Raw genomic sequence first — 24856 nt, 5'->3', positions numbered from 1 at the left:
TTCGGTGGGATACACGCAGTAATAAGTATAGTTTTTAGTTCTATTTGTGCGGTTTGGGTCAGTATGAGTGAAATAGAGCTAATTTCTAGTTCTATTTCTGTAAGTTTCGCGCTTCAAAGGCAATTCGGTGGGATACACGCAGTAATAAGTATAGTTTTTAGTTCTATTTGTGCGGTTTGGGTCAGTATGAGTGAAATAAAGCTAATTTCTAGTTCTATTTCTGTAAGTTTCGCGCTTTAGTGGCAATTCCGCGGGATGCAAACAATAATAAGACTAGTTATTAGTTCTATTTGTCCGGTTTTGGTCAGTATGAGTGAAATAGAGCTAATTTCTAAATCTATTTCCGTGTAGTTCGCGCTTTAGAGGAAATTCGGCGGGATACACACAATAATAAGACTAGTTTTTAGTTCTATTTATCCAATTTTGGTCAGTTTGAGCGAAATAGAGCTAATTTCTAGATCTATTTATGTATGTTTCGCGCTTCAAAGGCAATTCGGCGGGATACACGCAATAATAAGACTAGTTTTTAGTTCTATTTGAGCGTTTTTGGTCAGTTTGAGCGAAATAGAGCTAATTTCTATATCTATTTCTGTAAGTTTCGTACTGTAGAGGCAATTCGGCGGGATTCAAACAATAATAAGACTAGTTTTTAGTTCTATTTGTGCGGTTTTGGTCAGTTTGAGCGAAATAGAGCTAATTTCTAGTTCTATTTCCGTATAGCTCGCGCCGCAAAGCTGTTTCGGCGGGATGAGCCTCGTGATTAAGTCGATATTGACAAACCGTTCCCCCCAGCAGCCCGATAATACCGGTTGCGCTAATCATCCCCCAGCGAGCTTCAAATGCCGCGCACAAAAAAAAGAACGATTCGTTTGACCGAATCGTCCTTTCATAAATTTACTTCTTATCCACCTGAAGCAGCTTAACCGTCTTTGTAGAAAAAGTATCCTTCAGCTTTTCCTCATTAATGACGTTCAGTTTGACCAAGCTTGCAATCTTTGTGCCATCCGGCTTCGATAACATTCGCCATAGCTCCGGATCTGGCAGCGCCTCATAAAGCTTGTTGTCGTCGTATTCCTTACGCTCCTGCACAACCACTTTTACTTTATGGCTCCCAATCTCCAGCTCGCTTGCTTCCTGCTCAGCCAAGTAGCTCATAATGGTCTGCCTGAGTTCTGTCAGCTCCTGCTCTATTTCTTTTTGCTTTTGTTTTTGCTGGTAATATCTGCGTACCGTTTTGTCCAACCTTATCACGCTCCTCTCTATTACATGCTTATGCATAGAGGAAGCATTTTAGGATGAGTTAGACAACCTGCAGCACGATCAATAAATGTCTTTTCTCATAAACACCGTAAACGAAACGAGCAGCGAACCGACCATCCAAGCGGCCAGCACGGCAAGCGAGAAGCCAAGTGTCATGCCCTCGATTGGAGGAGCAGATCCACTGACATAGTCCATCAAACCAAGATTGACCATGAACAAATATTTGGCCGAATCCCATGAGGATACCATGTTGCTTAGAATAGCACCTGCGATTAAGCATGCAAGCATTGTACCCATACCGGCTGCGCTGCTTCTCATCAGAATGGACAGCATGAACGATAACGTTCCCACTACAAGCGAGATAAACCATGCAAGTCCAAACTGCTGAATGATAAACTGCCATTGTGACACCAGGCGGACGCCTGATATGTCGAGCTCGCCTCCTTGTGTGGAGAAGCCAGTCAATACGGGAGCCGACCAGCCTTGATTGCCAAACATAATGGCTGAGATGAGGTAAGACAACAAACCGAATATGAAAATAACTAAGGAAACGGACAAAATCAGCGCGATATATTTGCTGAGCAATATTTTAAACCTACTCACCGGGCGTGTAAGCAGCAGCTTAATCGTTCCCATGCTCCGTTCTGAGGAGACGATATCTACCGCAATAATCATGATGAGCAACGGGAGAAACAGCTCCGCCGAGTTTTGAACAAAACCTCTAATGAAGGTTGGCGCTCCCGGCTCAGAAGGATTCACATTATTATTCAAATAATATTCGGATTGTTTGATTTGAATTTGAATTTGCTCTCGCCACTGTCCTGCGCTGCTCAACCGATTTTGCATATCCACAATTTGCTGCTGCAATTCGGTGCGCCAATCCACGTCACCCAGCCGCTCCTTTATGGATTCTGCCTGTTTCGCCTGCGCATACGTAAACATCGAGAGAAGAACGATAATAATGATCGAGATGACGATAAAACGTCGTTTGCCGACCAGCTTCGTCATTTCATTTTGAACGAGATTAATCAATCGACTCGCCTCCTGTCAGCTCAAGAAATAGATCTTCAAGCGCGGGAAGCTTCCGATTCATCTCCAGCACACTTACCCCAGCCTCAACAAGCTTGCGATTCCACTCTCCAACAGCATGTTCAACATAAGCTGTCGTAACCGTATCCATCGTCTCACCAAGGACATCCGTAACTTCGCCAAGTATCGATCGTCCTAGCTCTTGCGGCTGCAGCCGCCATACTAGACGTTCTTCGCTGGACAACAGCTGCTTAACCGAATCCACTCGAATGATCTCGCCTTTGGAAATGATCGCAACCCGATCACACATCAATTGAATTTCATGCAGCAAATGGCTCGATACGAGCACGGTCAATCCTTCTTCCTCGGCTAGAAACCTAATAAAAGCCCGCATTTCTCTAATACCCGATGGATCAAGCCCATTCGTTGGCTCGTCCAATATGAGGACATCAGGCTTGCCAAGCAGTGCTTGAGCAATCCCAAGCCGCTGCCTCATCCCGAGTGAATAAGTGCTTACCTTATCATTCACTCGATCCTGCATGCCAACAAGCGAGACAACCTCATTGATCCGCTCCTGCGTAATTCCATTAATCATAACGGCAAAGTGGCGAAGATTGTCCATTCCGCTGAGGAACGGGTACAGCTCTGGGTTTTCTACGATACATCCTAAGTGCCGCATCGCTTTTGTAAAATGTTTCGCAATATCCAAGCCGCATATATGGATGGTGCCGGAGGTTGGCTTAATTAAGCCGACCAGCATCCGAATCGTCGTCGTTTTTCCTGCTCCGTTAGGGCCTAGAAAGCCAAACACTTCGCCGCGCTTCAGCTCAAAGCTTAAATCTTTGATGATCGTCCGCTTGCCTATCACCTTCCGTAAACCCTGCACTGCTAATGTAATGTCGCTCATGATTGTCCTCCTGCATCAGCAATTAACGCGGCTACCCGCTCAGCCATTAAGCGATACCCTATCTCATTCGGGTGAAAATGATCCGTAAATAACAGTTTCTCTGCATTCAGCTGAAACAAATCATAGGTCGGAACCAGAACGACTTTCGAATGCTGCGCCAGAGTCTCCGCAGTTTTACTATTCCAGTTCCTAACCACAGTCGACATCAACTCACCATTTTGGAACTCGCTGAACGGATTATACAATCCAAGCAAATAAACGGTTGCTTCTGTATTAACGGCACGAATGGTCGTCAAAATCGTTTTTAGATGATTCAAAAACGCTTCTTCTAATCCCGAAATGCTTGCCTCAGACAGATCCGTAAGCGATTGACCACCGAGAAATAAGTCGTTGCCGCCAATGGTCATCAGAATAATGTCTGCTTGTCCAATTTGCCGCTCGATTTCCTTTTGTTTCATCTGCTCCACTAGCTCTGACGAGGTAAGCCCCTTAATACCTAAGTTAATTAAGGAAACATCTTTACCGGACTGCTTCAGTTGATCGCTGACATAACCTACATACCCTTTTCCTTCGATGTCGCCTGTTCCTCTCGTTAACGAATCCCCTAATGCAATAATCTTTAATCCGCTTGATGATTCTGCTGGTTGTTCCGTATCTTGCGATACAGATGTCTGGCTCGATGTTCCGAACAAATAATCCTTTATCGACCAGCCTAAAGCAAATATCCATAAGAGACTGGCTAGAAACGCAAAAGAGGTAATCATACGAACTTTTTTACTATGCATCCCCGTCACGCCTTTCTATTTCTGTAGCTGTTATATAGTTAGCTGAACCATGTCATTACTTGCTGCTGCATCTGTGCTTCGTTCTGCTCAAACTGGCTTTTTCTGTGGCCATTTGCTCCTGAGGGATGCGGCATTTCGAACAAGCATCGTTCTTTATCTATCCATCCCTTGTCAGCAAAATGCTTGACTACATCGGATACCGACTTGCCAAGCGGGATGACAAGCGCATCTTTTACCGCCAGCAATTCTGGAAGAAAGATACTCTCAGCATAGTGATAAAGCGTCTCTGATTTCAAAATAACAGGGCTATGCCCGGTGTAATTTTTGCCCTTTATGAACACCGGATACCTTATTGCTGAAGTTGTATGCAGTAAATCTCTAAGCTCATAAAATAATAGCTCGCTGCTCTTTATGCCAAGTGCTGCAGGCAATCCAATTTGATCAAGCATGTCGATCAAATTTTTTCGCATAGAGCCTGCAAAGCTGGCAAGCATCTTCGCGCGTTGATCGATGAGGTCATAAGACACCCCGTTTACAAGATCCTCCCGCGCGCTGCGTATGGCTACCTCCATTTGGGTAAAGCCTGGCGTAATGCCAATAATCATCACTTTAGCAGCAATATTCACATATTCGTAAGGCACGTAATAAATCGACATGTCATGCTCTTCATGAAGAAGCAATTCTTCTACAAACAGCTGCTCCTTGGACAAGCTGCCGGGCGGGAGCGACTCAATAAAGGATTTATATTTTTCAATTTGTGTCACCGTTAACCGCCCCTCCGCTCAATCTATATATTCTTACTTCAGCTCAACCATATTGTGTGCGCGCGCAGGATAGTCGGTAATAATGCCGTCAATTTCGAATTTAAGCACCTCTTTTAAATTCCGCTCGCTGTTCACTGTCCACACCCATACCTCACGGCCTTTTTTATGCGCACGCTCCACGAGCTGCTCGGTCAGCATAATCTGCTCGATGGTATAAAAATCAACATCAAGAAGCGAAAGATCACCGAGTGCAAAATATAAAATTTGCCCAATTTTAATTTCAGGGTTCAGTGACCGAATATGCTGAAGCGTAGACCGATCGAATGATTGAATATAACAGTCCTGCACCATATCGAATTGTTCAATTAATGCAACAACATGCTCAGCCAATTGTTCGCCTGAACCGTATGGCTTAAGATCAATGATCAGCTTCGACTTCCCCAGCACTTCTCCAAGCACCTCGGATAACATGGGGATTCGCACAATCTCATCGGGTTCACCGCCAGCTTTGGCAATGTTCAGCCTCGCAATTTCCTCATAATCCAGCTCGCTCACCCGCTTCGGCACACCCGCCATACGCTGTAAATTATAGTCATGGTTCAGGACAACTACGCCATCCTTAGTCATCTGTACATCAATTTCAACAGCATCAATGCTTTGCGCCACTGAGCTGCGAATCGCTTCCAGCGAGTTTTCCGGCGCAACGAGCGTATCGCCGCGATGAGCAGACAAGAGCACGCTCCATTTTACATAAACCAATTGATCATTAGCAGCATAGCTGACAAACAGCGCAAGCGCTAAATAAGCAGCCAATATAGAGCTGTAGAGCACTCGTTTCCTCGTTCTGCCTTTTAGAAAAGTCATAAGACGCTGCTCAAGCGGGCCAACCCAGCCATTTTTGAATAAACGGAGCTGATCTCGCGGCATCACGCCCCGTGTACGTTTAAAGTGATAGAAGAGCCTTGTCAAAAAGATGATATTAATCGGCACGAGCAGCAAAGTGAACATATAAGTTAGCACCGTTGTTAGCGTTAATGAATAATGATTGGATACCGCTTTAAGCACATTGATATCCAGCCACGCTGGCAAATACGCAACAGACGAGATAACGACAAAACCAAGCGCGAATACGAACACATTTAGCAAAAACAGATTAACAAAGATCGATAACCGCTTTCCCTTCGTCAATAAGAGACTGCTTCTGATGGCTACTCGAATGGATTTGTCTTCGATCATAATGAAATGCAAAACAAAAATCCATCTCAAGATGGTGTACACGCCCGCCAAAAGCAACAAGCCGTATAAAGAAAGCATCATCATAGACGAGCTCAAAACGCGGCTGTTGAAAAATATCGGGACGTTAAATTGTGCAAAAAGAGAAGTGGACAACGGCGATTCAATAAATGGCACAAGAAACAATAGGAAAAACAACAGCTGAATCAAGCCGAATCCAAATAGTTTAGGCGTCTGTCTCAGCGTCGTCAGCACGGCATCTGAGATCAATACCTGTTTGCCAAAATAATGCTGCTGTGAAATCGTAATAACTACGCCAAACTCGATAAAAAGCACAAGTACAGCTACTAAACAGATCGCGATTAATCCAGCAACGCCCGTGTAGCTCAGCCCAATTTTGTAAACATCGCCATTTAATACAGAGCCCGATCCAAGTACACGAAGCATACGGTTAAATATAAAAGAAATAATCGGAATAATAACAAAGCTCGTTAGGAGCATGAATAAATATTCAAACAACAAATGTTGCTTGTACGTTTCACGAAAGTCACGGATACTTCTACCAAGCCGCTTGAGCATGAACATTCATCCTATTCATTGTATGGTAATCAATAAAGCAAGAAATGGAATTGCTAAGCAACTTCATTTCCTTATTATAGCTATTTACCTACCCCCGCGTCGAATCGGAAAAATACAATAAAAAATCCGTTCTCTTCAATTGAAGAAAACGGATGCTCATTTTTGTATATGCTAACGTCTGCCTGTCTATTGTTTCTTAATCGAATTGTTTTTCAAAATATCATTTTTCTTTTGAACCAGCTTAGCTGTGTATAAGGTGTTGTTTTCAATGAGATAGGCTGGCGCTCCTGTTCCCGCATATAATGTGGTGATCCCGATCGCAGCTAAATTGGTTATAATCGTATTCCCTCTAATTACGGCCTTCAGAACGTCATGCGGATTATTCCGTTTCCAATAATCGTTGATGCGAACAATCTCTGTTTTATCGGAGGTTAGTTTTTCCGCTGTAATCGTATTATTCTCCAGCAGCAGGTTTTTCGCCGATTGTACACTAATAGCTTGAGAGTTGCCTAATAGCTCGAACGTCGAATTTTTGATCGTCAAATCAAGCTTCGGATGTTCAGCAATCACTAATGTGCTAAGCGCTGGCGGTGATTGAAAGGAACAGCCATCGAACACATATTTGCCGGCTTGTGAAATCGCAATCGATCCAAATTTGCCCGTTCCCGCGGCTCCGATAAATTCGCAGTTGTTGTATGTGGCAGGAGGCAGCGTTAACCCAGAATCCGTATTAAAGCCGGTTACCTTTAAGTTATCGATGATTGAGCCCTCGGTTATTCCGCCCGTTACGACCCTAAGCTTGCCCTCGCCGTTAATCGTTATGTTTTTCAATCGAATCGGTTTTCCCCAAAGCGATAGACCAGAATCACTCTTTTTGTTGTTATTCATAACGATGTTCGATGCACTCACTCCAAAAGCATCCTTCGCACTAATTAAAAACATAGAGTCCGTAAAGGTCATGCCGTCTATTTTGATATTAGGACCCGTAAACGACGTATAGGAATCATTCATTTTGTTATCGATAAATGTGGCATCATGAGCCGCTGCAATGCGAGAGCCGTCAAAGTGATTGCCTTTAATCATGGCCCCTTTAAATGGATCGGAGATGGCTAGCCCAATCGCACCTTTTGATGCCAAATGATTGTCTTCTACGATTGCGTCTTTTCCATCATATAGAATGACATCGTACGAAGCATTATCGTGAAATTTATTGCTTTTGATCGTAATATTGCTGTTGCGGTGTCCGTTCTCGCCAAAACCGCCCTCCACATCTATTCCCGACTGCGGCATCGTCCCTTTGATATGGTGAAGAACGTTGTTCTCAATAAGTACTTGGTCAGCACCGCCGACCGTAATCCCTTGCCTACGGTTATAAGCAAATTCAGAATTTTTCACAACCACGTTTTTCGTTACACTTTTGTTCCAAAATTCCACATAGGCGCCTTTTTTGGTCGCTTGCTCGAATACAAGATGGAACTGCGTCGCTCCTTCCGGTATGTCGATGAGCTCGCGCACCTTCACATTTACCAGCTTCTTAATAAAAGCTCCGTTCGCTTTATAGAAGAAGATATCAAATTTATACGGCAGCTTAATCGCATTCGACAGTTCAAATTGCTTCTCCGTTTTAAAAATCGTGTTCGTAAAATTAAGCGGCTGCTTCGTTCGAAGCTTTTTGGCATTCGCGACATTTTTTCCTTTATCATCGAATGCACCTAATACAAAATGATCTTCATATAAATCCTTTGCCATCGTGCCGTAACCGCCCAGTATGAGACCATCGCCTGTAAAATTAATCGATTTCACACCGTCAATGGTAATATCATAAGCTCCTTGTGTAAAAATGCCATAACCAGCTTCATGTGTGCCTGAGCTGTGCTTATTGTCTTTTTTAGAATAGTTATGTGTTTCCCTGTCACCTGCATAGGTCCCGCCTCTCAGCGTGACGTTATGAACGCCATAACCCAAATACATGAGTTGATACGACTCTTTATCATTTGTTTCCTTCTGGAGCACCGCATCCATCGGGAGATCAAACACCATATTGCTGACCATATTAATCCGGTTAGCTTTATCGATTAAATAGGTACCCGGCGGCAGTGACGTCGTCGTTTTCCCATTTTTAACCGCCCATTGCAGTGCATTGTTAATGCCCTTTGTTGTCTCGACAGGATGTGTGCCATCGTTATAAATGCCAAACTTAGAAAGTTCAATTAGATAATAGTCTTTGGAATCCGACGCTTCTGCCGAAGCCTGATTAGGTATTAGCAATAGCTGTAATCCGAGCATTAGTGACATGACTAGCTTTAATATATTCACTTTAAGCCTCCTATTTGCGGTTCAAATCATCTGATTGCAAGAAATAAGTGTTCCTCCTTTCAACCTCTTAAATATACCACTACCAATATTCTTTATAAAGAACAAAATCCTGAATTTGGTTCGTTTAGTGAAAAAAGGGGCTTCCTTCCTATGTATGAAGATGCAAAAAAAGAAGCGAAATAAAAGAGCAGCTTGCTCTTTTGTTTCGCTTCTTGTGAATTTAGGCTGCCGGCAATTCCAGCAGTTTATCTGCCACCACGGCTGCCATTTCTCTCGTAACGACCGCTTTCGGATTAAAGCTTCCGTTCGAGCCCTGCATCAAGCCGTTTACATATACGGCATTGACGTATGCTTTTGCACTTTCATGAATGCTGCTCTCATCTTTGAAAGGAAGCGAATCTGTGCTGCCCTTAAGCTTGAAAGCTTTGGCAATCATGATCGCCATTTCTTGTCTTGTTACCGCTTGGTTCGGTTTGAACGAGTCTATTGTAATCCCTTGAATGATGCCCAGTTCCTTGGCACGCATAATGGCTCCGTAATACCATGCGCCAGGCTGAACATCCTTGAACACTTTGGCTGCTTCATTAGCAGGGGCTTCCTCCAATAGATTGATGAGCAAGGTTGCGAACTCAGCTCTTGTCATCTGCTTCTTCGGATCAAAGCGAAGCTCCGAACCGCTTACCCCAACCATAACTTTGGCTTCGAACACGCTATAAACAGCATCATAGGCCCATACGGAAATGAGGTTATTGTCTACAAATTGCGGCTTGCTGCCCGTCAATTCTGTATCCGCCGAAATGTTGAACAGCGCCGGCTTTTGCTTGCTATAGCGGTCGTACGCGGCTAACGCCATCAACGCTTGCTCCGTTGCCATCTCATTTGATGGCTGACCAAGTGCATGTGCAAAACTGCTATCCGCAAGCTGGAACCTTAATAAGCTCGTTAGGAGATTCCCGTTCTTTTTCATAAAACTGGATTCCATTGGACTAACTCCCACAGCTGACAAAGCAATAATAGCTTGAGCTACGCTCTCACTGTTGTCATCACCAAACGCGTTAAAGCCGCCATTTACTTGCTGCTCAGAAGACAGCCATTTTACAGCTTTGTCGATTGCACTTTTCACTTTTGCTTGTTCTTGGTAAGGAGCGAGTGCGCTTATCGCCATGGCGGTTATATCTAAATTATCCTCAGATTTTTCCGACAGCGGGAATGCTCCACTCGTATTTTGCTGGCTGAGCAGCCAATCTATTAACTTCGTACGTGTCCATAAGGCACTTGCTGGCACCTCATAATTGCCGCTATCCAAAGCAATCAATGCAAAAATCACGCCATTTGTGCCTTGATTCGTCATTCTCGAATGATTGTAGATGCTTTGAATGAGATTGTAGCCAGCGAAGGAGGCTGCATCTTCACCTGCCGCTCTAATCGCAATAGCCATTCGTTCAAGATCGGTTACTTTGCGGAATTCACCTTTGTTCTCTTTTAAATAAGAAGCCAGCCCGCTCAAATAGCTTGCTGGCACCGCATGACCAGAACGATATAAGGCAATCGCTTCCCAATCGCTAATGGTACCGCTGCTTAAGATTTGTTTCGCAGCTGATGTCATTTCATTCTCTACCGCCATCGTTTCTGCCGCTGCCGCGCGCTGCATAGGCAGCAGAGCCGTACTGACGCAAGAAAGCATTAATGCGTATATAATCATCAATAATAACGATTTAAGTGATACGGATTTTTTGTTCATCCTGAATCCACACTCTCCTTTCAAGAAAATAGCTGTCCCGCAGCTATTGCAATAGCCTACGAGACAGCTTAATAAATTATGATTTCAATTCATAAAGTCGGATGATCGTAACAGCTGCCATCTCACGTGTAACAAGAGCTTGTGGATTAAACTTGCCATTATCTCCTGTCATCAGACCTTTTTGGTACGCTACATTTACATAAGGAACAGCCCACTCTGCAACAGCGTCACGGTCCTTAATTGCTGCTTGTGGTGCATTCTCATCAGCAAGACCTTTAAGTCTAACTAAAACGGCAGCCATTTCTTGTCTTGTAATCGGTTGGTTCGGTGCAAAAGAAGTTTCAGTTACACCTGACATCAATCCTTTTTCTTTGGCTGCTTTAACATAACCATAATACCATGCCCCACTGTTAACATCCTTAAAGCCGGAATCCTCCATAATAGGGTCTGCTCCGGAATACTTAACCATTAGCGCTGCAAATTCAGCACGTGTCAAATTACGTTTAGGCTCGAATGTTGCATTGCTCGTACTTGTTCCTTGCATGAAGCCTAGTGCAGTTGCTTTGTTTACTGCTTCCAAAGCCCAGCTTGCAATTTTTGATTCATCTGAGTATTTCGTTGCAGATGGATCTGGCTTTACTTCTGGGTCTTTACCTGGAACCTGACCTCCAGTATCCCCTGGAACCGGTGCTCCAAGATCCGCCCCGAGATCTTTCGTATACTGCCAGCGAACATTATCTCCCTTTTTCAGCTCATATGAACCTGCGCTTATTTTAGGAAAAGTTCCGTTAACAGAGTACATCCAACCGCTTTTTTCACCATGATCAAATTCGGCAAGGCCACCAATTTCTTGCACGTAAATACTTGAATCCGAACCAATATATTTTAGAGAAACACCTTTCTCTTCAAGTACACGTTTAAGTGCAGTAAAGGCAGTATCACCTTGTTTAAGAGTTACAGTGAATGGAGCAACCAAATCACCGGTGCTGACAGTACGCTTTTCAACTGATAGAGTAATGGTCTCCGCTACTGGAAGAGTACCACCATCTCCACCTGTCGAAGCTGTCGTTGTTGTATAAGCTAAAAACTCTGTGAAATGCTTTGTTTTAATAATAAGATCGCCGTTTTGATTATAAGCATAAACCTCATCCGTACGTGCTGATGAATCAGCATATTTCTTGATTTGCGTGAACACACCTGCTTGATCTACAAATCCAGCTTCTTTATCGCCTTGACCTTTAATGGTAAGGGTAACATGTTGATTAAATTGTATTTTTTCATTTCCGCCCGCTTGTATGCGAACAGCGATTGCATCAACTTTTTTATTATTAACAGACAGTGCAGTATTCAGCTTAGCTGTTAGCCCGCTATCGTCTGTGCTTAAGTATTTGGGAAGCTGCAGCTTTTGATCCCATGTTGATGTAACCGTCGTATTAGCTGGAATCTCCAACGTAGTCGTACCACGAATAGCTGTTACCTTTGGCAATGCAGCCGATGCAAAGGAAAGAATGATATTGTTGGTTACAGGTGCATTGCTTTCTGCACCAAGAGTAACATCCTTCTCGTTCTCATGAATTGCAATATTTTGATCTGTGGTATTACTTACTTCACGAGGTACTGCAACCGCAATTGGCTCCGTTTCTTTTTTACCAACTAAAGCGGCACCTAATGCTTGAACAGTAATTGTTCCGCCTTTTGCTGTACCTTCGAAAGAAATGTTTATGTTCTTTTCATCTTGAACAAGTGATTTTACCTTCAGCTCTGTATTTCCGGTATTAATTGACCAATTATCGATATTGGCCGCAACGCTAGTGAAATCATCGCCAGAAAGCTTTACGTCAATCGTCGGATTAACAGCACCACTCGTAATTGTGGATTGCGTAGAAAGAGCTGCATATCTGCTGTAATAGAAGCGAACAACATCTTTATCCTTAAGCTCATAGGCGTCTACACCAACTTCTGGAACAATACCATTTACTTCATACATCCAACCATCCCAGCCACCAAGGCTGCCTGCTGCTTCTCCAGCTATTTCCGATACATAAGGTCCGTAACTGCTCTCCGTAATTTTATAACTTATCTTTGGAGTTGCTTGATCAAGTGATTTTTTAAATACATCTAAAACCGTAACTTGTTTTTCCGTATTCTTAAACGTCACCGATTGCTTCGTCAAAATTGGTGATGAAATGCCATCAACCTGAAAATCTACAGTCACAGAATCAGAAATTGAAACCGTAAACGGTTCGCTCTCCTTCTTACTCTCTGATACTGCTGCTAATGCTTGTAGTGTAAATGGCTTGTCTTTTGCTTTGCCCAAAAGACTAATCTTAATGTGCTGATCGTTCGTCTTCTCAATTGATTTAATCGTCAGTCCTGACGCATCCGAATCAATAGCCCAGTTGCTTGCAATAGTCGCTTCGCTGCTGAAATGATCACCCACAAGCTTAACATCCACAGTAGGATCAACTGAGCCGGTGTTCAGCTTTGTTGTTGTAGAGAGCGCTGGGTAACGACTGTAATAGAATCGTACCTCATCATTTTCTTTAAGCTGGTATGCATCTGCACCTACATCTGGCGCAATGCCATTGACCTCGTACATCCAGCCATCCCAGCCGCCAAATGAACCAGCTTCTTGTCCAGCAATTCCTTGAACATATGAACCAATACTACTATTTACAATATTGAAAGTGATAGGTGGATTTGCTGTATTAAGTGCCTTTTTTAGAGCATCGAGTGCTGTAACTGGCTTTTCATTCTGTTTTAAACTAACCGTTTTCTGATCATATATACTTTGAGAAATACCATCAACTTTAACCTTTGTGTTAACAAAGACAGGAAGTTTTATTTCACCTAAACGTTGCCATACCGTTTTCTGATTTTTAATATCAGCAAGTGCAACAAGTGCTTGCTCTGTAGCGATTGAATTAGAACCTTTATCTAAATCGTTCTTAAATGCTCCATTCTGGAGCTGGAACAATGAATAAGTATCAAGTACTGATTTGTCATTAGCCATCCAGACATCAGACAACATATCCTCGCCAACGGCTGTTAATCCGCTTACTACGGCAGAAGTGCTGCTCGAGTTTTTTCCATACATGACATTTTCTTGGTTTAACTTTATAGTTTGCAAATAATTTTTCACTCTTACAATCGCAGCTTGAACAGCACTATCATTCTGATAATTGCCGAGTGCAAGCAGCCCCATACCAGTCATATCAGGATCAGAATTGTTTCCAAAAAATGCATATCCACCGTCATTCAACTGTTTACTTAATAAATATTTTAATGCCTTCTGCTTTGCGGCAGCATCCCAGCTACCAACGTCACTTCCAAGCTTTGCACCCGTGTCAAGTGCATGCATCGCCCACATATGCCTGTTTGTTGAACCGGCAAATGACCCCGTATCCTTATTTAGTTGTGCAGCTAGCTCCGCATACAGATTTCGATCCGTTTCCCACGCATGCGCCGGATCTTCACCCATCGCAAGTAATGAATAAATATAGCGGATATGAGTTGTATCACTATCATTAGGCTTCAACCCCGGATCCACGGTCTTCCAACTAGGCAGCTTCCAACTGCCATCCTGCAGGTTTTCTCCAGCCCCCCAAAGGGCAACAATTTCCCACCAAGAATTCAATGTTGTATTTCTATTTTTATAATACTCAACCGTCTTATCAATCATCATGGTCAATGACGTATTCGCAGAATGATCTGCCGCTTTACCTACTTGTGGTGCAAATAAAGTAAACACCAATACAAAACTTAAAATAGCTGGCAAACTCTTTTTCATAAATCTTTTTAAATTAAGCAATGTTTTCTCTCCCTTTAATCATTTTTGGCAACAAAAAAACATCTTTCCGTTTGTGGAAAGATGTTTGGATAAACACGTGCGCATGGAAGCATAGGAATCCACCTATTGCAAAAGCACGAATAAACATCTCCCTCCCATCCTCGTGAGAAATATAGAGAGCTCCTATGGCAGGTCTCCTGGCTTCGCTTCATTGCATAGACGATCTCCTTCCCGTCATGATATGACAGTGGACAACATGATCGTCTGCTCCGCGATACAGTGGCGGGACCGCGTCGGATTTTGACCGAACTTCCCTATTAAGCTGCTTGTGAATGATAGATTCACGGCAGCACCATATTAGCTATTCTATGAAATTGTAAGTGCTTGTTTTGTGAATTGTATCAAATTTGAAAGGATTAGACAAAGGTTCTGACCGTTTTTTTTCAACTTGTACAATTCTCTATTCGATTTATTGTGCCTTTGACTAGTATTTCATCATAAATCTACTTCAGCTGCAAATTACTCAATTTTAAATCTCGTAATCGAGCGCTGAAGCTCCTCCGAAAGCTCATTTACAGATGAAGCAAGCTGCTGCGTTTCAGCTGCGAGCTGATTTTGCCGCTCAGTGTCCGCTGCCGATTGCGCAGCATGAGTTGAAGTATCCTTGGCGACCTGCGCCATCGATTCAACGGAAGCGCTCACTTCCTCGCTGCCTGCTGCCATCTCCTCCGTTGAAGCAGATACGTCTTCAATTTGGGAGGCAACAAGGCGGGATTCCTTCCAAATTGTGTCAAAAGATACCTTCAGCTCCTGAACGATGAGTAATCCTTGTTCCATTTCTTGCTCTCCTGCAGTGACCGCGCCAACAGCATCGGCAGTCAAGGCTAGCACCTCATTAATCGTTTCTTCGATATGGCCCGCATGAGCCGAAGCCTGTTCAGCCAGCTTTCTCACTTCACTTGATACAACTGCAAATCCACGGCCATACTCCCCTGCATGTGCCGCTTCTATAGCAGCATTTAGAGCGAGCAAATTCGTCTGATTTGCAATAGCAGCAATCGTGCCTGCCATCTCTTGGATTTCGGATGAGCGCTCATTAAGCTGTCCGATCACTCGTGATATCGAAGCCGTTGCCGCGCCAAGCCGCTCCATTTGACCAACCGCATGATCCGATTTTTCATGGCCAAGCTCCGCTGCTTGCAGCATATCGTTCGATGCTTCCGACATTTGGCTCGAGGAGTGAGCAATCCTTCCTACGCTCGTCGCCATTTCCTCCATAGACCTTGCTGCCTCAACTGCCCCGTCTGCTTGATTTTCCGCGCCAATTGCCATCTCATTCACAGAGGAAGCTAGCTGCGAAGAGAGCTCTCGGCTTTGCTGCGAGCCTACACCCAGCCGGCCTGCAAAGTCCGATACGGATGCGGCATTGTTCCGAATCGTCCGCATTAAGCCTTGCATATGGGCAATGAAATGATTGATTTCTTCGCCTAGGCGAGCAATTTCATCATTCCCTTTATTTTCTATACGATAGGTAAGATCCGCTTCGCTAGAATTAAGATTAATTGCAGCATGAACAATATTACGAAGCTTACGTCCTACCATAAATTGTGATAGCAGAAACAAAACAACCAAAACAACAGCCATCAGGCCGCCAAATTGCATGACAACCATCGTTCTTTCTGAAGCGATGAGCGCATCTGCCTTTTCTTTTGACAATGCAACACGTACCCCGCCCCAATGTTTGCCATCGATAATTAAAGGATAAGAAATATCCCACGTTTCTACCGTTTTCCCGTCTATGAGTCTATTATATTTTTGCAGGAGGACATCATCCGTCTTCGTGTTCGTAGCGGCATTGTAGCCTGTTTTGTCGTTAAAAATCCGATTGGCCCGGTAGTTTTGACTAAGAAGTCCCTCGTCGCCCCAAGTATCTTTTGATTCTTCTCCAACAGGGCTGTAAATGCTATTATGTGTTGGGATATAGCCCGCAAAATTCGGATTTTCTGAATAAGCGCCTGCAATAGCAAAAATAACATTTTCCTCCGTCAGAAAACTATCCATTATGCCTTGCCAGCGGTAATCTGTATAACGGTCATAGGCACTATCATATTTCAGTTCATATTGAGATAGCGGAATGGACTCTCCATTGTATAAAATCGATTCTTTCCCCGCATAGGATGAGTCCTTTAGTCTTTTTTCAGCCACTTTCTCACTTTCAGGATTTACAGTCAATGTATCGTTGAAAAAATCCTCTTTAAGCTTGTTTCCGTCCCATTTCGTACCATCATCCAGCACAACACCTGTTTTAAAATCCTGCTCCGTAACATTCTCAAGTGTGCGAGCTAGCGATAAAACCATCGTGCGACCCTTTTCCAAAAGCTGCTGCTCAACAGCTATACGAGTGGATTTCCATTCATACATGAGAATCACACTAACGATAATGACTAATGCGGCGGCCATGACTAGCATAAATTTATTCGTCAACGAGCGTAATCCCATCTTCATTTTTGATAACCCCCACTGTTAATTTATCTATATTAAACCAGTTTAACTAAAATGTTATGTAAATTAAACCAATTAGATTGAAACTTCTTAAATAATACATATTTATATTGAAATTATTAATTATTTTATATGACTAAGTTTATGAATTACTAAGCTTAGGCTATCTACATACCTTATTAATACAAAAAAACCACCCTATTGCCGCAAACTAAGCGACATAGGGTGATTTCGAGATTAGCCTACTAAAGGTAGACTCCGATTATTTCAACGATTCACGAACCTCTAGCGTACGTTTATTCCATTTTTCCGTTTCTGGAATCAGTTTATTAATATCTGCGCCATCAAAAATAATTTCATTCAAAATATTGTTCCAGTTGTATTCAGACCAAGCAGGAATGGTTACACCTGGCTGAATTTTTGCATTTTCTTTTGCAATTTTCACAGCTTCCTTGTTTTTGCCTTCCCACATTGGCGTTTCATCATAATAAGCTGTCAATTCAGGATCGATAACCGAAGCATTTGCTCCTTGGTCAATCTTCCATTTTTGCGCTTCTTTGGAGAATTGGAAGCTAATCCATAGGAAAGCTTCTTCTTTATGCTTGGAACCGCTAAGCAGTGAAAGCGGACCATAAATACTATAACCTGGTTGGCTTACTTTTCCTCTTGGGAAAGGCAAAACATCCCATTCAAACTTCGCATCCTTTTTGAGGCCTGGAAGTACCCAGTCTCCGCCGATCGCAAAGCCCGTTTTACCGTTAATAAATTCTCTCGAAACATCGCCTTGTTCCTTAGCTTTCGCATTGCTCTGCATGGAGCCGTCTTTCCACACAAAATCTGAAAGCCATCTAACATCGTTCATTACATCTGGCGTATTGAGCAAGCTTTGTGTCAAATCTTCATTTAAGTAATGAATGTTTGCAGCATGTCCGTCAGCAATTGCTTTTGTGCTAAGAACGCGCATTTGAAACTCTGGCTGTGTTGTTAAGCCATATTCCCCTGCTTCTGGATCGGTAATTTTTTTGGCTACATCGCGGAAATCATCGTAAGTCCAATCATTTGCTGGCATTTCAACACCATGCTTAGCAAGCAAATCTTTATTTACAAGTATCCACATCGGTACGTCAACGAATGGCACAGCCAATTTTTTGTCTTTATACGTCATCGTATCAAAAAATCCTTGAGGCAGCTGAATATCTTGGAATGTCATATCCTTCTCGATGTAAGGAGTCAAATCCTCAACCAAGCCAGCTTGGTCAAACGAGATCAAATCACTGTCGATCCAAGTTAAGTCGGCTGGTGTTCCTGCCGCTTCCAAAGTAGCGATGATCTCCATAATTGGTTTGCCATTTACAGGAACCTGTTCAATTGTGATCCATGGATATTTTTCGTTAAACATTTTGTATAATTCTGTGTAGGAATCAGACCATGAAATGAGTTTAATCGTAACAGGCTCATGCTTCTCTTCTGTAGCCGGTTTCGCTGCATCATCGGTAGGTGCATCTGTCGCTGTATTATTAGAAGGAGTGTTCGTCGTTTTCTTTTCTCCATTGCCGGAGCAAGCTGAGAGAACAACTGAAAATAACAAGACCATACACAACATCCATGTCAAAGCGCTTTTGTTTTTCATTTTTTGGCCTCCTAAAAGTTTTGTGAAGCAAAACTGGCTTCGTAAGCATAAGCTTTAAGTTTTGTAGAGCAAAACTAGCTTCGTTTCGTAAGCCTTCCCCTCGTTTTTTGCGGTTTAGCATTCTTTATAACGTTGAAACCGTTCCAGCAGCTGTTTGCCGAAACATCACCCCCCTAAAGAGCTGCTGCGCCTTAGCGCAGACAAAAAACTATTCAACAATTCCCGTTCTTTCAATACCGCTGACGAACCAGCGCTGAAGGAACATAAACACGATGATCGGCGGTAAAATAATAAGGAAGGCTGCGGCCATTTTGGTGCTCTCCGTAATCGGATTAACGATGGTTCGCGTATTTCCGAGCAATGACGGATTCAGCACATCCTCCAGCATATCTAGACGGATCGACAGCGGCGTGAAGCCTTTGGTAAGAAACATCGATGGCTCATAATACATGTTCCAGTACCAAATAAATGAGAAGAGAAACACGACTAAGCACGCTGACCTTGCCAGAGGCAGCATAATTCCGAAAAACAGCCTCGCTGTAGAAGCTCCGTCCAGCTTCGCTGCCTCCTCCAAGCTTGGCGGCTGCGCTTTGAAAAACTGCCGGAAAATGAGAATAAATAAGGCGCCCTTAAGGCCTTGCCCGAATATAGCCGGTATGAGAAACACAAAAATCGAATTCAACAAGCCGAGCTTGCTGAATATAACGTAAAGCGGAATGATGATAACCTGCGGCGGAATCAAGAAGGTCAATATGATCAGCGCCGTAAAAAGTCCCTTGAATGGCAGCTCCAGCCTAGCAAGCGCATAGCCGGTCATCGCACAAATAATGACCTGTACGAGCGAGCATGTCACCGATATAAGGGCAGTGTTTCTGAGCGCTTCCGGATATTGCAAACCCTTCAGCGCTTTCGTCACATTTTCCCAAGTAATCTCGCGCGGAATCCACTTTACCGTCGGATCAAGAAGATCACTCATGTTCTTAAACATCGTGCTGACCATATAAAGAATCGGCTGTAAATAAAGGTAAGCGACAATCGAGAGCAGCAAATAGATGATGAGCTTCGCCAGCAATCCGTCAGACAAGCTTCGTCCGAGCACCAGCATTTTCGTTTTCTGGGCTTTGCGGCCCCAAAGAACTCCCCTTACGCTGCGGCTAACCTTCTCGAACTCAGACTTCATCGCAGTAATCATGAATGTACCCTCCTTGTCTTGAGGCTCCGGTTAAACAGCCATAATACGAGGGCGATCAGCGCGAAGATGAGTCCAAAATAAATCCAAGCGAGCGCACTGGCGTAGCCGTAACCGGTATCGACCTTAAACATGTTGTCTTTGATATGCTTCAGCACAGGATTAAGCGGGAATGTGAACAGGTCGATAATCGTGTAGAGCACATTCAAGCTGATGAATGGCACACAGGCTGGCAGCGTTATTTTCCAGAAGCTGTCCCAAGGGGAGGCGCCATCGATCCGCACAGCCTCATAAATCGTCGGTGAAATCGTCTGGAAACCCGCAATAAAGATAAGAATCTGCACACCGGAATACCATAAAATTAGAATCGCTTTGCCCAAAACTGCCATTACTGTCTCTGCAAATTGCTTGCCAACATATTCCTCAACTATCGGAAGCAAATTGTACTGCTCCAGGAATGGAATATCTCCCGCTCCTTGCAAGAACAGCTCTGAGAGCACTTGCCCTGTTGCAAAAATAACTGGAAGAAAAAACAACGCACGGAAAATAAATCGTCCAGGAAATTTCTGATTTAGCATTAATGAGATCAGCAGGGCAAAAATAACGATGATCGGAACCATTAGCAGCATTTCTTGGAAATAAGTGATAAGTTCAATTGGGAAAATGTTATCTTTCAAAAATGCATCCCGGAAATTGCGCAATCCGACCCATTCATATTTAAATCCTCCGACCGCTACTTGCACCTTGTTAAAGGACATAAATAACGACCAGCTAATCGGGATAATGACGAACATTGCAAACCCAATAATCCATGGCAGCATGAACAGCAGTCCCATTCCGTAGCGCTTCCAGAGATGAAGGCGCGCTGCACGGACTCTAGCTTTTGCTTGCATTAGGCGCCCACTCCCTTCTCTACGACGAAAGTCTTGCTGTTGTAATCGACGATTACCCGTGTGCCGTCCTCATAAACGGTAGCAAACCGATTTTCAGACAGCTTTTCGTGATTTTTAATCGTTTGGGAATACAAACCTGCTAGCGAATCAAAAGCCTCGTATTCCTTTAAAATGCGGTCTGTCCACTTCTCGTATTGACTGCTGAATAAGAAGCTCGCAGCCGTGTACTTGAGCTTCCGTGAATCCTCATGTGTGAGGAAGAAAGAAGGTACAGCTCCGTATTCAATCGCTTTTAAAAATTCAGTTTCTACATCATTACGAAGATTGCCATCTCCAAACGAATACGAAACATAACCATGAAGCGCGATGGGGTAAAAAGGAACCGTCTCGTCGACCATGAAATCATAGCTGGATTCATGCGGCAAATTAGCAATAAAATCGCTTTGGCCAACTGCGTAGTCATTCCCGCGATATACGCCAGCCGTGCCAAGCGTCTTCTGCGTGTATTCGAGTAAGCCATCGTATACAGCAATCGTGTCCGAACGAGTTTCTATGCCTGACGGATCATAGTCATGGAATACCATTTCACCCATCCAGTTGTACAAAATGCCGGATATGCCAATCTCCTTCAGCTTCTCAATCGTTTGATAGGCCATGGCAACGGTGCGTGACGGCTTGCTGATAAACCATCCCTCATCAACAAATACCGTTTCATCAATGCCGCGAATACCGTTCGTTTTGCCAGATAAATCGGAATTGTCCGAATCGATCCAGACAAAATCATCCTCGAACATGACGTCAATGCCATGCTTTGTCATATTGGAGACAAAAGCCTTGGCAGCCGTCTCGCCGCCTAGCGACTCCTCAATTGGAAAACGGTCATAAAGATCGTAATCGCCTTGATTTTGCCAGCCGTAATAAATGACCTTCAGATTAGCGACACCCTTCTCCAGCAGCCCATTTACGATATTCGTTGCCTGCGGGAAGGTCGTTGCCGTAATATATTTGATTTTGCTGAAGGCTTCCGTATAGTTGCCCCCCATAATTTTTAAATACAAAGGGGTGTGTTCAACAGGCTTTAACGGTTCGTTCAGCTTGCCGGTTTCCGTCATGTACTCTCGATAAGCCTTCGCCATTCCGACATAACCAGCGTCATCTCCATTAAGAAAGCGATATTCAACCTCTCTATCCGTATCCAATCGCTGTTTCTGTACCGCTTTAAGCGGTGCGGCAAGCCGGCTCATTCTGTACAAATATTCCTCACGGTAGATCTGATTGGAAAATACGTTATACATATTGGATTTGAGACCTGGCGGCATCGCAGCAATATTCGCCGAATCACCGCCCTCCGTAAGCACCGCCATAAAGGCATTGCTGCCTCGTTTCATGCCGAACACCGGGTAAGCAATATTCTCACGTCTTTCACCTGAACGCGTCCAATTTCCGGTATTGGTTAGTTCAAGGCCGTATACCTGATGGATATAACCTCTAGACACGCCAGCCCGCTCGCTGTCAAATCGGATTAAGCCGCCTGGTCCATCTGGAACAAAAATATATCCATCCTCCTCTGAGGAAGCAGCGCCAAAGTAGGGAAGCAAGTCTACCGTAAAGACGGCATATTCTCCGTCCTCCTTAATTCCCTCCGTTGGAATCCGTACCTTAAGCCCCTTTGACGTAAGCTCGTATTGGATCGTAAAGCCCAGCTGTTTTTCCGGGAAAACATAGGAGACCTGAAGCCCCTCTGCCGTTTTGATCAGCGTGGTTTGCACTTTCGGATCATTCGCGTTCAGCACTTCCCTGATCGTCTGATCCTTTCCTTGTGTCCTTACATAAGTGAGAACAAAAGGCGATTTCAAGTTGGCAAGCAGCACACCTTTAACCGTTTCGCTGCTTAACTGAGCTTCTGAAGGATTGCTGCTCCACCTGTAGCCAGTACGTTTATCAACCAAAGCAATCTGTGTGCTTGCGGGCTGAATATAAAGCGCGAAGTTCTCGCTTGCTAGTGCTTCTGCGAAACCATCAACTCCCGCTTGCGGTTTCCAAGCCTCCCCTTCATAAAGAGGAGCCTTGCTCACTGCTCTCTCCTTAATCCCTGTGTAGGCAAGAGCTTGTGCCGGCGAGAGCTCATCTCCTTGCAGGATAACAACCAAAATGATAATAAGTAACGCGCAAACTGCGATTGCTGCAAGCTTTACTCGAAGGGAAGTACGCTTGATGAACTCAACCATAGAAGGTCACCTCCTTGTAAAGCTGATAGAAGAAATCGTATAAATTGTAGGACAATCCGAAGACGAGAAAGGCAAACAGCCAAATCGTGCCAATGGTAAATATCGTGATGGCGATATTTTTGAGCGTCTCAACAAAATCGAAATTGTGAATGACCTGCGTCATAACGATCAGCATGACACCCATCCAGAGGAACATAACGGTGTTTAATGAGTCCACGATCACTCGCTCATCAAGCGTCACGATATTGGACAGCAGTAATGTTGGAATAGAAAAGAACAGATATGGTGCAAGCGCATAGGTGCTGCCTTGAATAACCTCTCTGAATTTCCCTTCCCCGTCCTTCACGCTGCATACGAGATAATTCGCGATGATCCACGTTACCCAAGGAACTACGAATAATCCCAGACTTCCAAATAGATTGACCTGCGAGAGCTCCACGGGATGGAACAAAAACCCGGTGTAATAAATCGTAACGATCTTCACCGCTACAACCGAAACTAAAATCAAAATAATAATCCAAGGTGCAACTCTAGCTTCCTTCAGCTTGTAAAAGCCATGATAAGGATGGAGCATGACGTACCAAAGGTTGCGCAAATCGCCAAGTGGGCGCTGCCAAGATTCAGGCAAAGGACGGCGCTGAAGCTGCTTTTTAAGCAGCATTCGGCTATACCTAAGCAAGAGATACAATGCTGCCAAACCTAAAACGATCCATATGAAATGCTGCTGCAAAAACTCTAGTCGGATTTGCCAGAACGCTTTAGAGTAGCCCTTTGTATCAAAGGCTGTTTTCAAGAAGGTCAACGCATCCTCATTGTTATTCTCATGCAGATACACCTTGCCGAGCCCTTGAAAAGTACCGTTGTACATATCATTGCGGGCATAAACGCGATCCCAATAAGGCTTGCTCTCTTCATATTTGCCTTCCAAATAGAGCCCCAACGCATTCATAACGTCGCTTCCGAATTCCGTGCGAACAAATTTGTGAATCGTACCTGTTCGGCTGTCAGAAATCCAGACACCGAATTTGGAATCTACGCCAATGCTTGTCGGAAATCCAAGAACACCGTATTGCTGTGTTGCGTTATCAATGAACCCGAAAGCAAACAATGCTTCGCCATTTTGGTCATAAATATTAATGTTGGCCGATTCCATATCAATGTTGTATAAGAAGCCTTTTGAGTCGCTTGCAACATCAACGATGCCATGGCCGTTCACGAGCGTCTTATTCTTAAAAGCATCGACACCGCCCGCATTTAGCTTGCGAATAGCGCCCTGCCCGAATCCCGCTGCCGTTGCTGTAAAGATAAATCCATCATTATCAATGGCAACATTGGAGATTGGCCGGGGGAGACTTGCCGTCTCTTTATCCAACTGCTCCTTGTTGAGAACGAGCTTCTTCAGCCAGTTGAGTACCGTTTGCTGCGCTTTATTGGCACCAAAGAAACCCATGAATTCCCCTTTATCATTCATGCGCAGCAAGCCCTGATAGGAGGAGTTCAAGCTGACATACATGACGCCGCGCCGATCAACGACAAGCTTTACGGGAACAAAATGCTCCTGCTCCAGAAAAGTTGATGCGGGCTTTTTGTATTCTCGGTCGAACGTACCGTCGGCACGAAAGACAGCAATGCGTTGATTGCCCGAATCGGCTACATAAACGACCCCTTCCGGCGTAACGAATAAGCCTTCTGGCGCACTGAGCATGCCGGCTCCCTCTTCTTCGCCAATCGTCTGCAGCAGCGCTCCGTCATTATCAAGCACAATAACTCGGTTTGCTCCTTTGTCAGCCACATAAACCTTATCATCTGCGCCCACCTGCAGATCGATCGGCTCTACAAAGCGAATTCCCTTCGTTTCAGCTGGTGAATATACCGGCTGTATACGCAGCCAAGTCGATTGATTGCTGTCATAATAGGCCGTTCGATAGGGAAGCTCCGCGTGTATCGCTTCTGGTGCGACAAGCATGGAGGTCGCCGCAAGAAGCAGGAATATTAGAAATCTCTTCATCG

15 protein-coding genes and 1 riboswitch are annotated in these 24856 nt (G+C 44.1%); all 15 genes read right to left on the bottom strand.

Annotation, left to right across the window (positions count from 1 at the left end):
* Positions 1-894: 894 nt before the first annotated feature.
* Complete coding sequence (locus tag AC0VYE_RS10185) at positions 895-1278, bottom strand: hypothetical protein (RefSeq protein WP_475447616.1); 384 nt, start codon at positions 1276-1278, stop codon at positions 895-897.
* Between the two features lie 42 nt (positions 1279-1320).
* A complete protein-coding gene (locus AC0VYE_RS10180) occupies positions 1321-2292 on the bottom strand; it encodes an ABC transporter permease (protein ID WP_076269462.1) in 972 nt (323 codons plus the stop codon).
* Positions 2285-3196 (bottom strand): ABC transporter ATP-binding protein, encoded by a 912-nt coding sequence (locus AC0VYE_RS10175; RefSeq protein WP_475447614.1) that lies wholly within the window; start codon positions 3194-3196, stop codon positions 2285-2287. The genes AC0VYE_RS10180 and AC0VYE_RS10175 overlap by 8 nt, the downstream gene beginning before the upstream one ends.
* Complete coding sequence (locus AC0VYE_RS10170) at positions 3193-3981, bottom strand: SGNH/GDSL hydrolase family protein (RefSeq protein ID WP_475447612.1); 789 nt, start codon at positions 3979-3981, stop codon at positions 3193-3195. Before AC0VYE_RS10170 ends, AC0VYE_RS10175 begins: the two co-directional genes overlap by 4 nt.
* A gap of 38 nt (positions 3982-4019) precedes the next feature.
* Positions 4020-4745: a uracil-DNA glycosylase family protein gene (locus AC0VYE_RS10165; protein WP_475447610.1), complete on the bottom strand. Its 726-nt coding sequence runs from the start codon at positions 4743-4745 to the stop codon at positions 4020-4022.
* Between the two features lie 33 nt (positions 4746-4778).
* On the bottom strand, positions 4779-6557 hold the full coding sequence (locus AC0VYE_RS10160; RefSeq protein WP_475447608.1) for a glycerophosphoryl diester phosphodiesterase membrane domain-containing protein: 1779 nt from the start codon (positions 6555-6557) through the stop codon (positions 4779-4781).
* Between the two features lie 186 nt (positions 6558-6743).
* Positions 6744-8873 (bottom strand): right-handed parallel beta-helix repeat-containing protein, encoded by a 2130-nt coding sequence (locus AC0VYE_RS10155; RefSeq protein WP_475447606.1) that lies wholly within the window; start codon positions 8871-8873, stop codon positions 6744-6746.
* A 220-nt stretch (positions 8874-9093) separates the two neighbouring features.
* Positions 9094-10614, bottom strand: coding sequence for an S-layer homology domain-containing protein (locus AC0VYE_RS10150; RefSeq protein WP_475447604.1), 1521 nt, complete (start codon positions 10612-10614; stop codon positions 9094-9096).
* Positions 10615-10690: 76 nt separating this feature from the next.
* Positions 10691-14425 carry a DUF4430 domain-containing protein gene (locus AC0VYE_RS10145; RefSeq protein WP_475447602.1) on the bottom strand — a complete coding sequence of 1245 codons (3735 nt, stop codon included), beginning with the start codon at positions 14423-14425 and terminating at the stop codon, positions 10691-10693.
* A gap of 149 nt (positions 14426-14574) precedes the next feature.
* Positions 14575-14776: riboswitch (cobalamin riboswitch) on the bottom strand.
* A gap of 147 nt (positions 14777-14923) precedes the next feature.
* A complete protein-coding gene (locus tag AC0VYE_RS10140; protein WP_475447600.1) occupies positions 14924-16909 on the bottom strand; it encodes a methyl-accepting chemotaxis protein in 1986 nt (661 codons plus the stop codon).
* A gap of 259 nt (positions 16910-17168) precedes the next feature.
* Positions 17169-18536 carry an ABC transporter substrate-binding protein gene (locus AC0VYE_RS10135; RefSeq protein WP_475447598.1) on the bottom strand — a complete coding sequence of 456 codons (1368 nt, stop codon included), beginning with the start codon at positions 18534-18536 and terminating at the stop codon, positions 17169-17171.
* Positions 18537-18744: 208 nt separating this feature from the next.
* Positions 18745-19728: a carbohydrate ABC transporter permease gene (locus tag AC0VYE_RS10130; protein ID WP_076269452.1), complete on the bottom strand. Its 984-nt coding sequence runs from the start codon at positions 19726-19728 to the stop codon at positions 18745-18747.
* Positions 19725-20618 carry a carbohydrate ABC transporter permease gene (locus AC0VYE_RS10125; protein WP_076269451.1) on the bottom strand — a complete coding sequence of 298 codons (894 nt, stop codon included), beginning with the start codon at positions 20616-20618 and terminating at the stop codon, positions 19725-19727. The genes AC0VYE_RS10130 and AC0VYE_RS10125 overlap by 4 nt, the downstream gene beginning before the upstream one ends.
* Entirely contained in the window at positions 20618-22846 is a 2229-nt protein-coding gene (locus AC0VYE_RS10120) for a DUF5696 domain-containing protein (protein WP_475447595.1), read from the bottom strand. The genes AC0VYE_RS10125 and AC0VYE_RS10120 overlap by 1 nt, the downstream gene beginning before the upstream one ends.
* Positions 22839-24854, bottom strand: a complete 2016-nt coding sequence (locus AC0VYE_RS10115) for a YIP1 family protein (RefSeq protein WP_475447594.1) — start codon at positions 24852-24854, stop codon at positions 22839-22841. The genes AC0VYE_RS10120 and AC0VYE_RS10115 overlap by 8 nt, the downstream gene beginning before the upstream one ends.
* Positions 24855-24856 lie beyond the last annotated feature (2 nt).

Source organism: Pristimantibacillus sp. Z349TD_6 (genome assembly GCF_056173205.1).
Note: the sequence above shows the minus strand (reverse complement) of the source record. Positions and strands in the feature narration are given on the sequence as shown.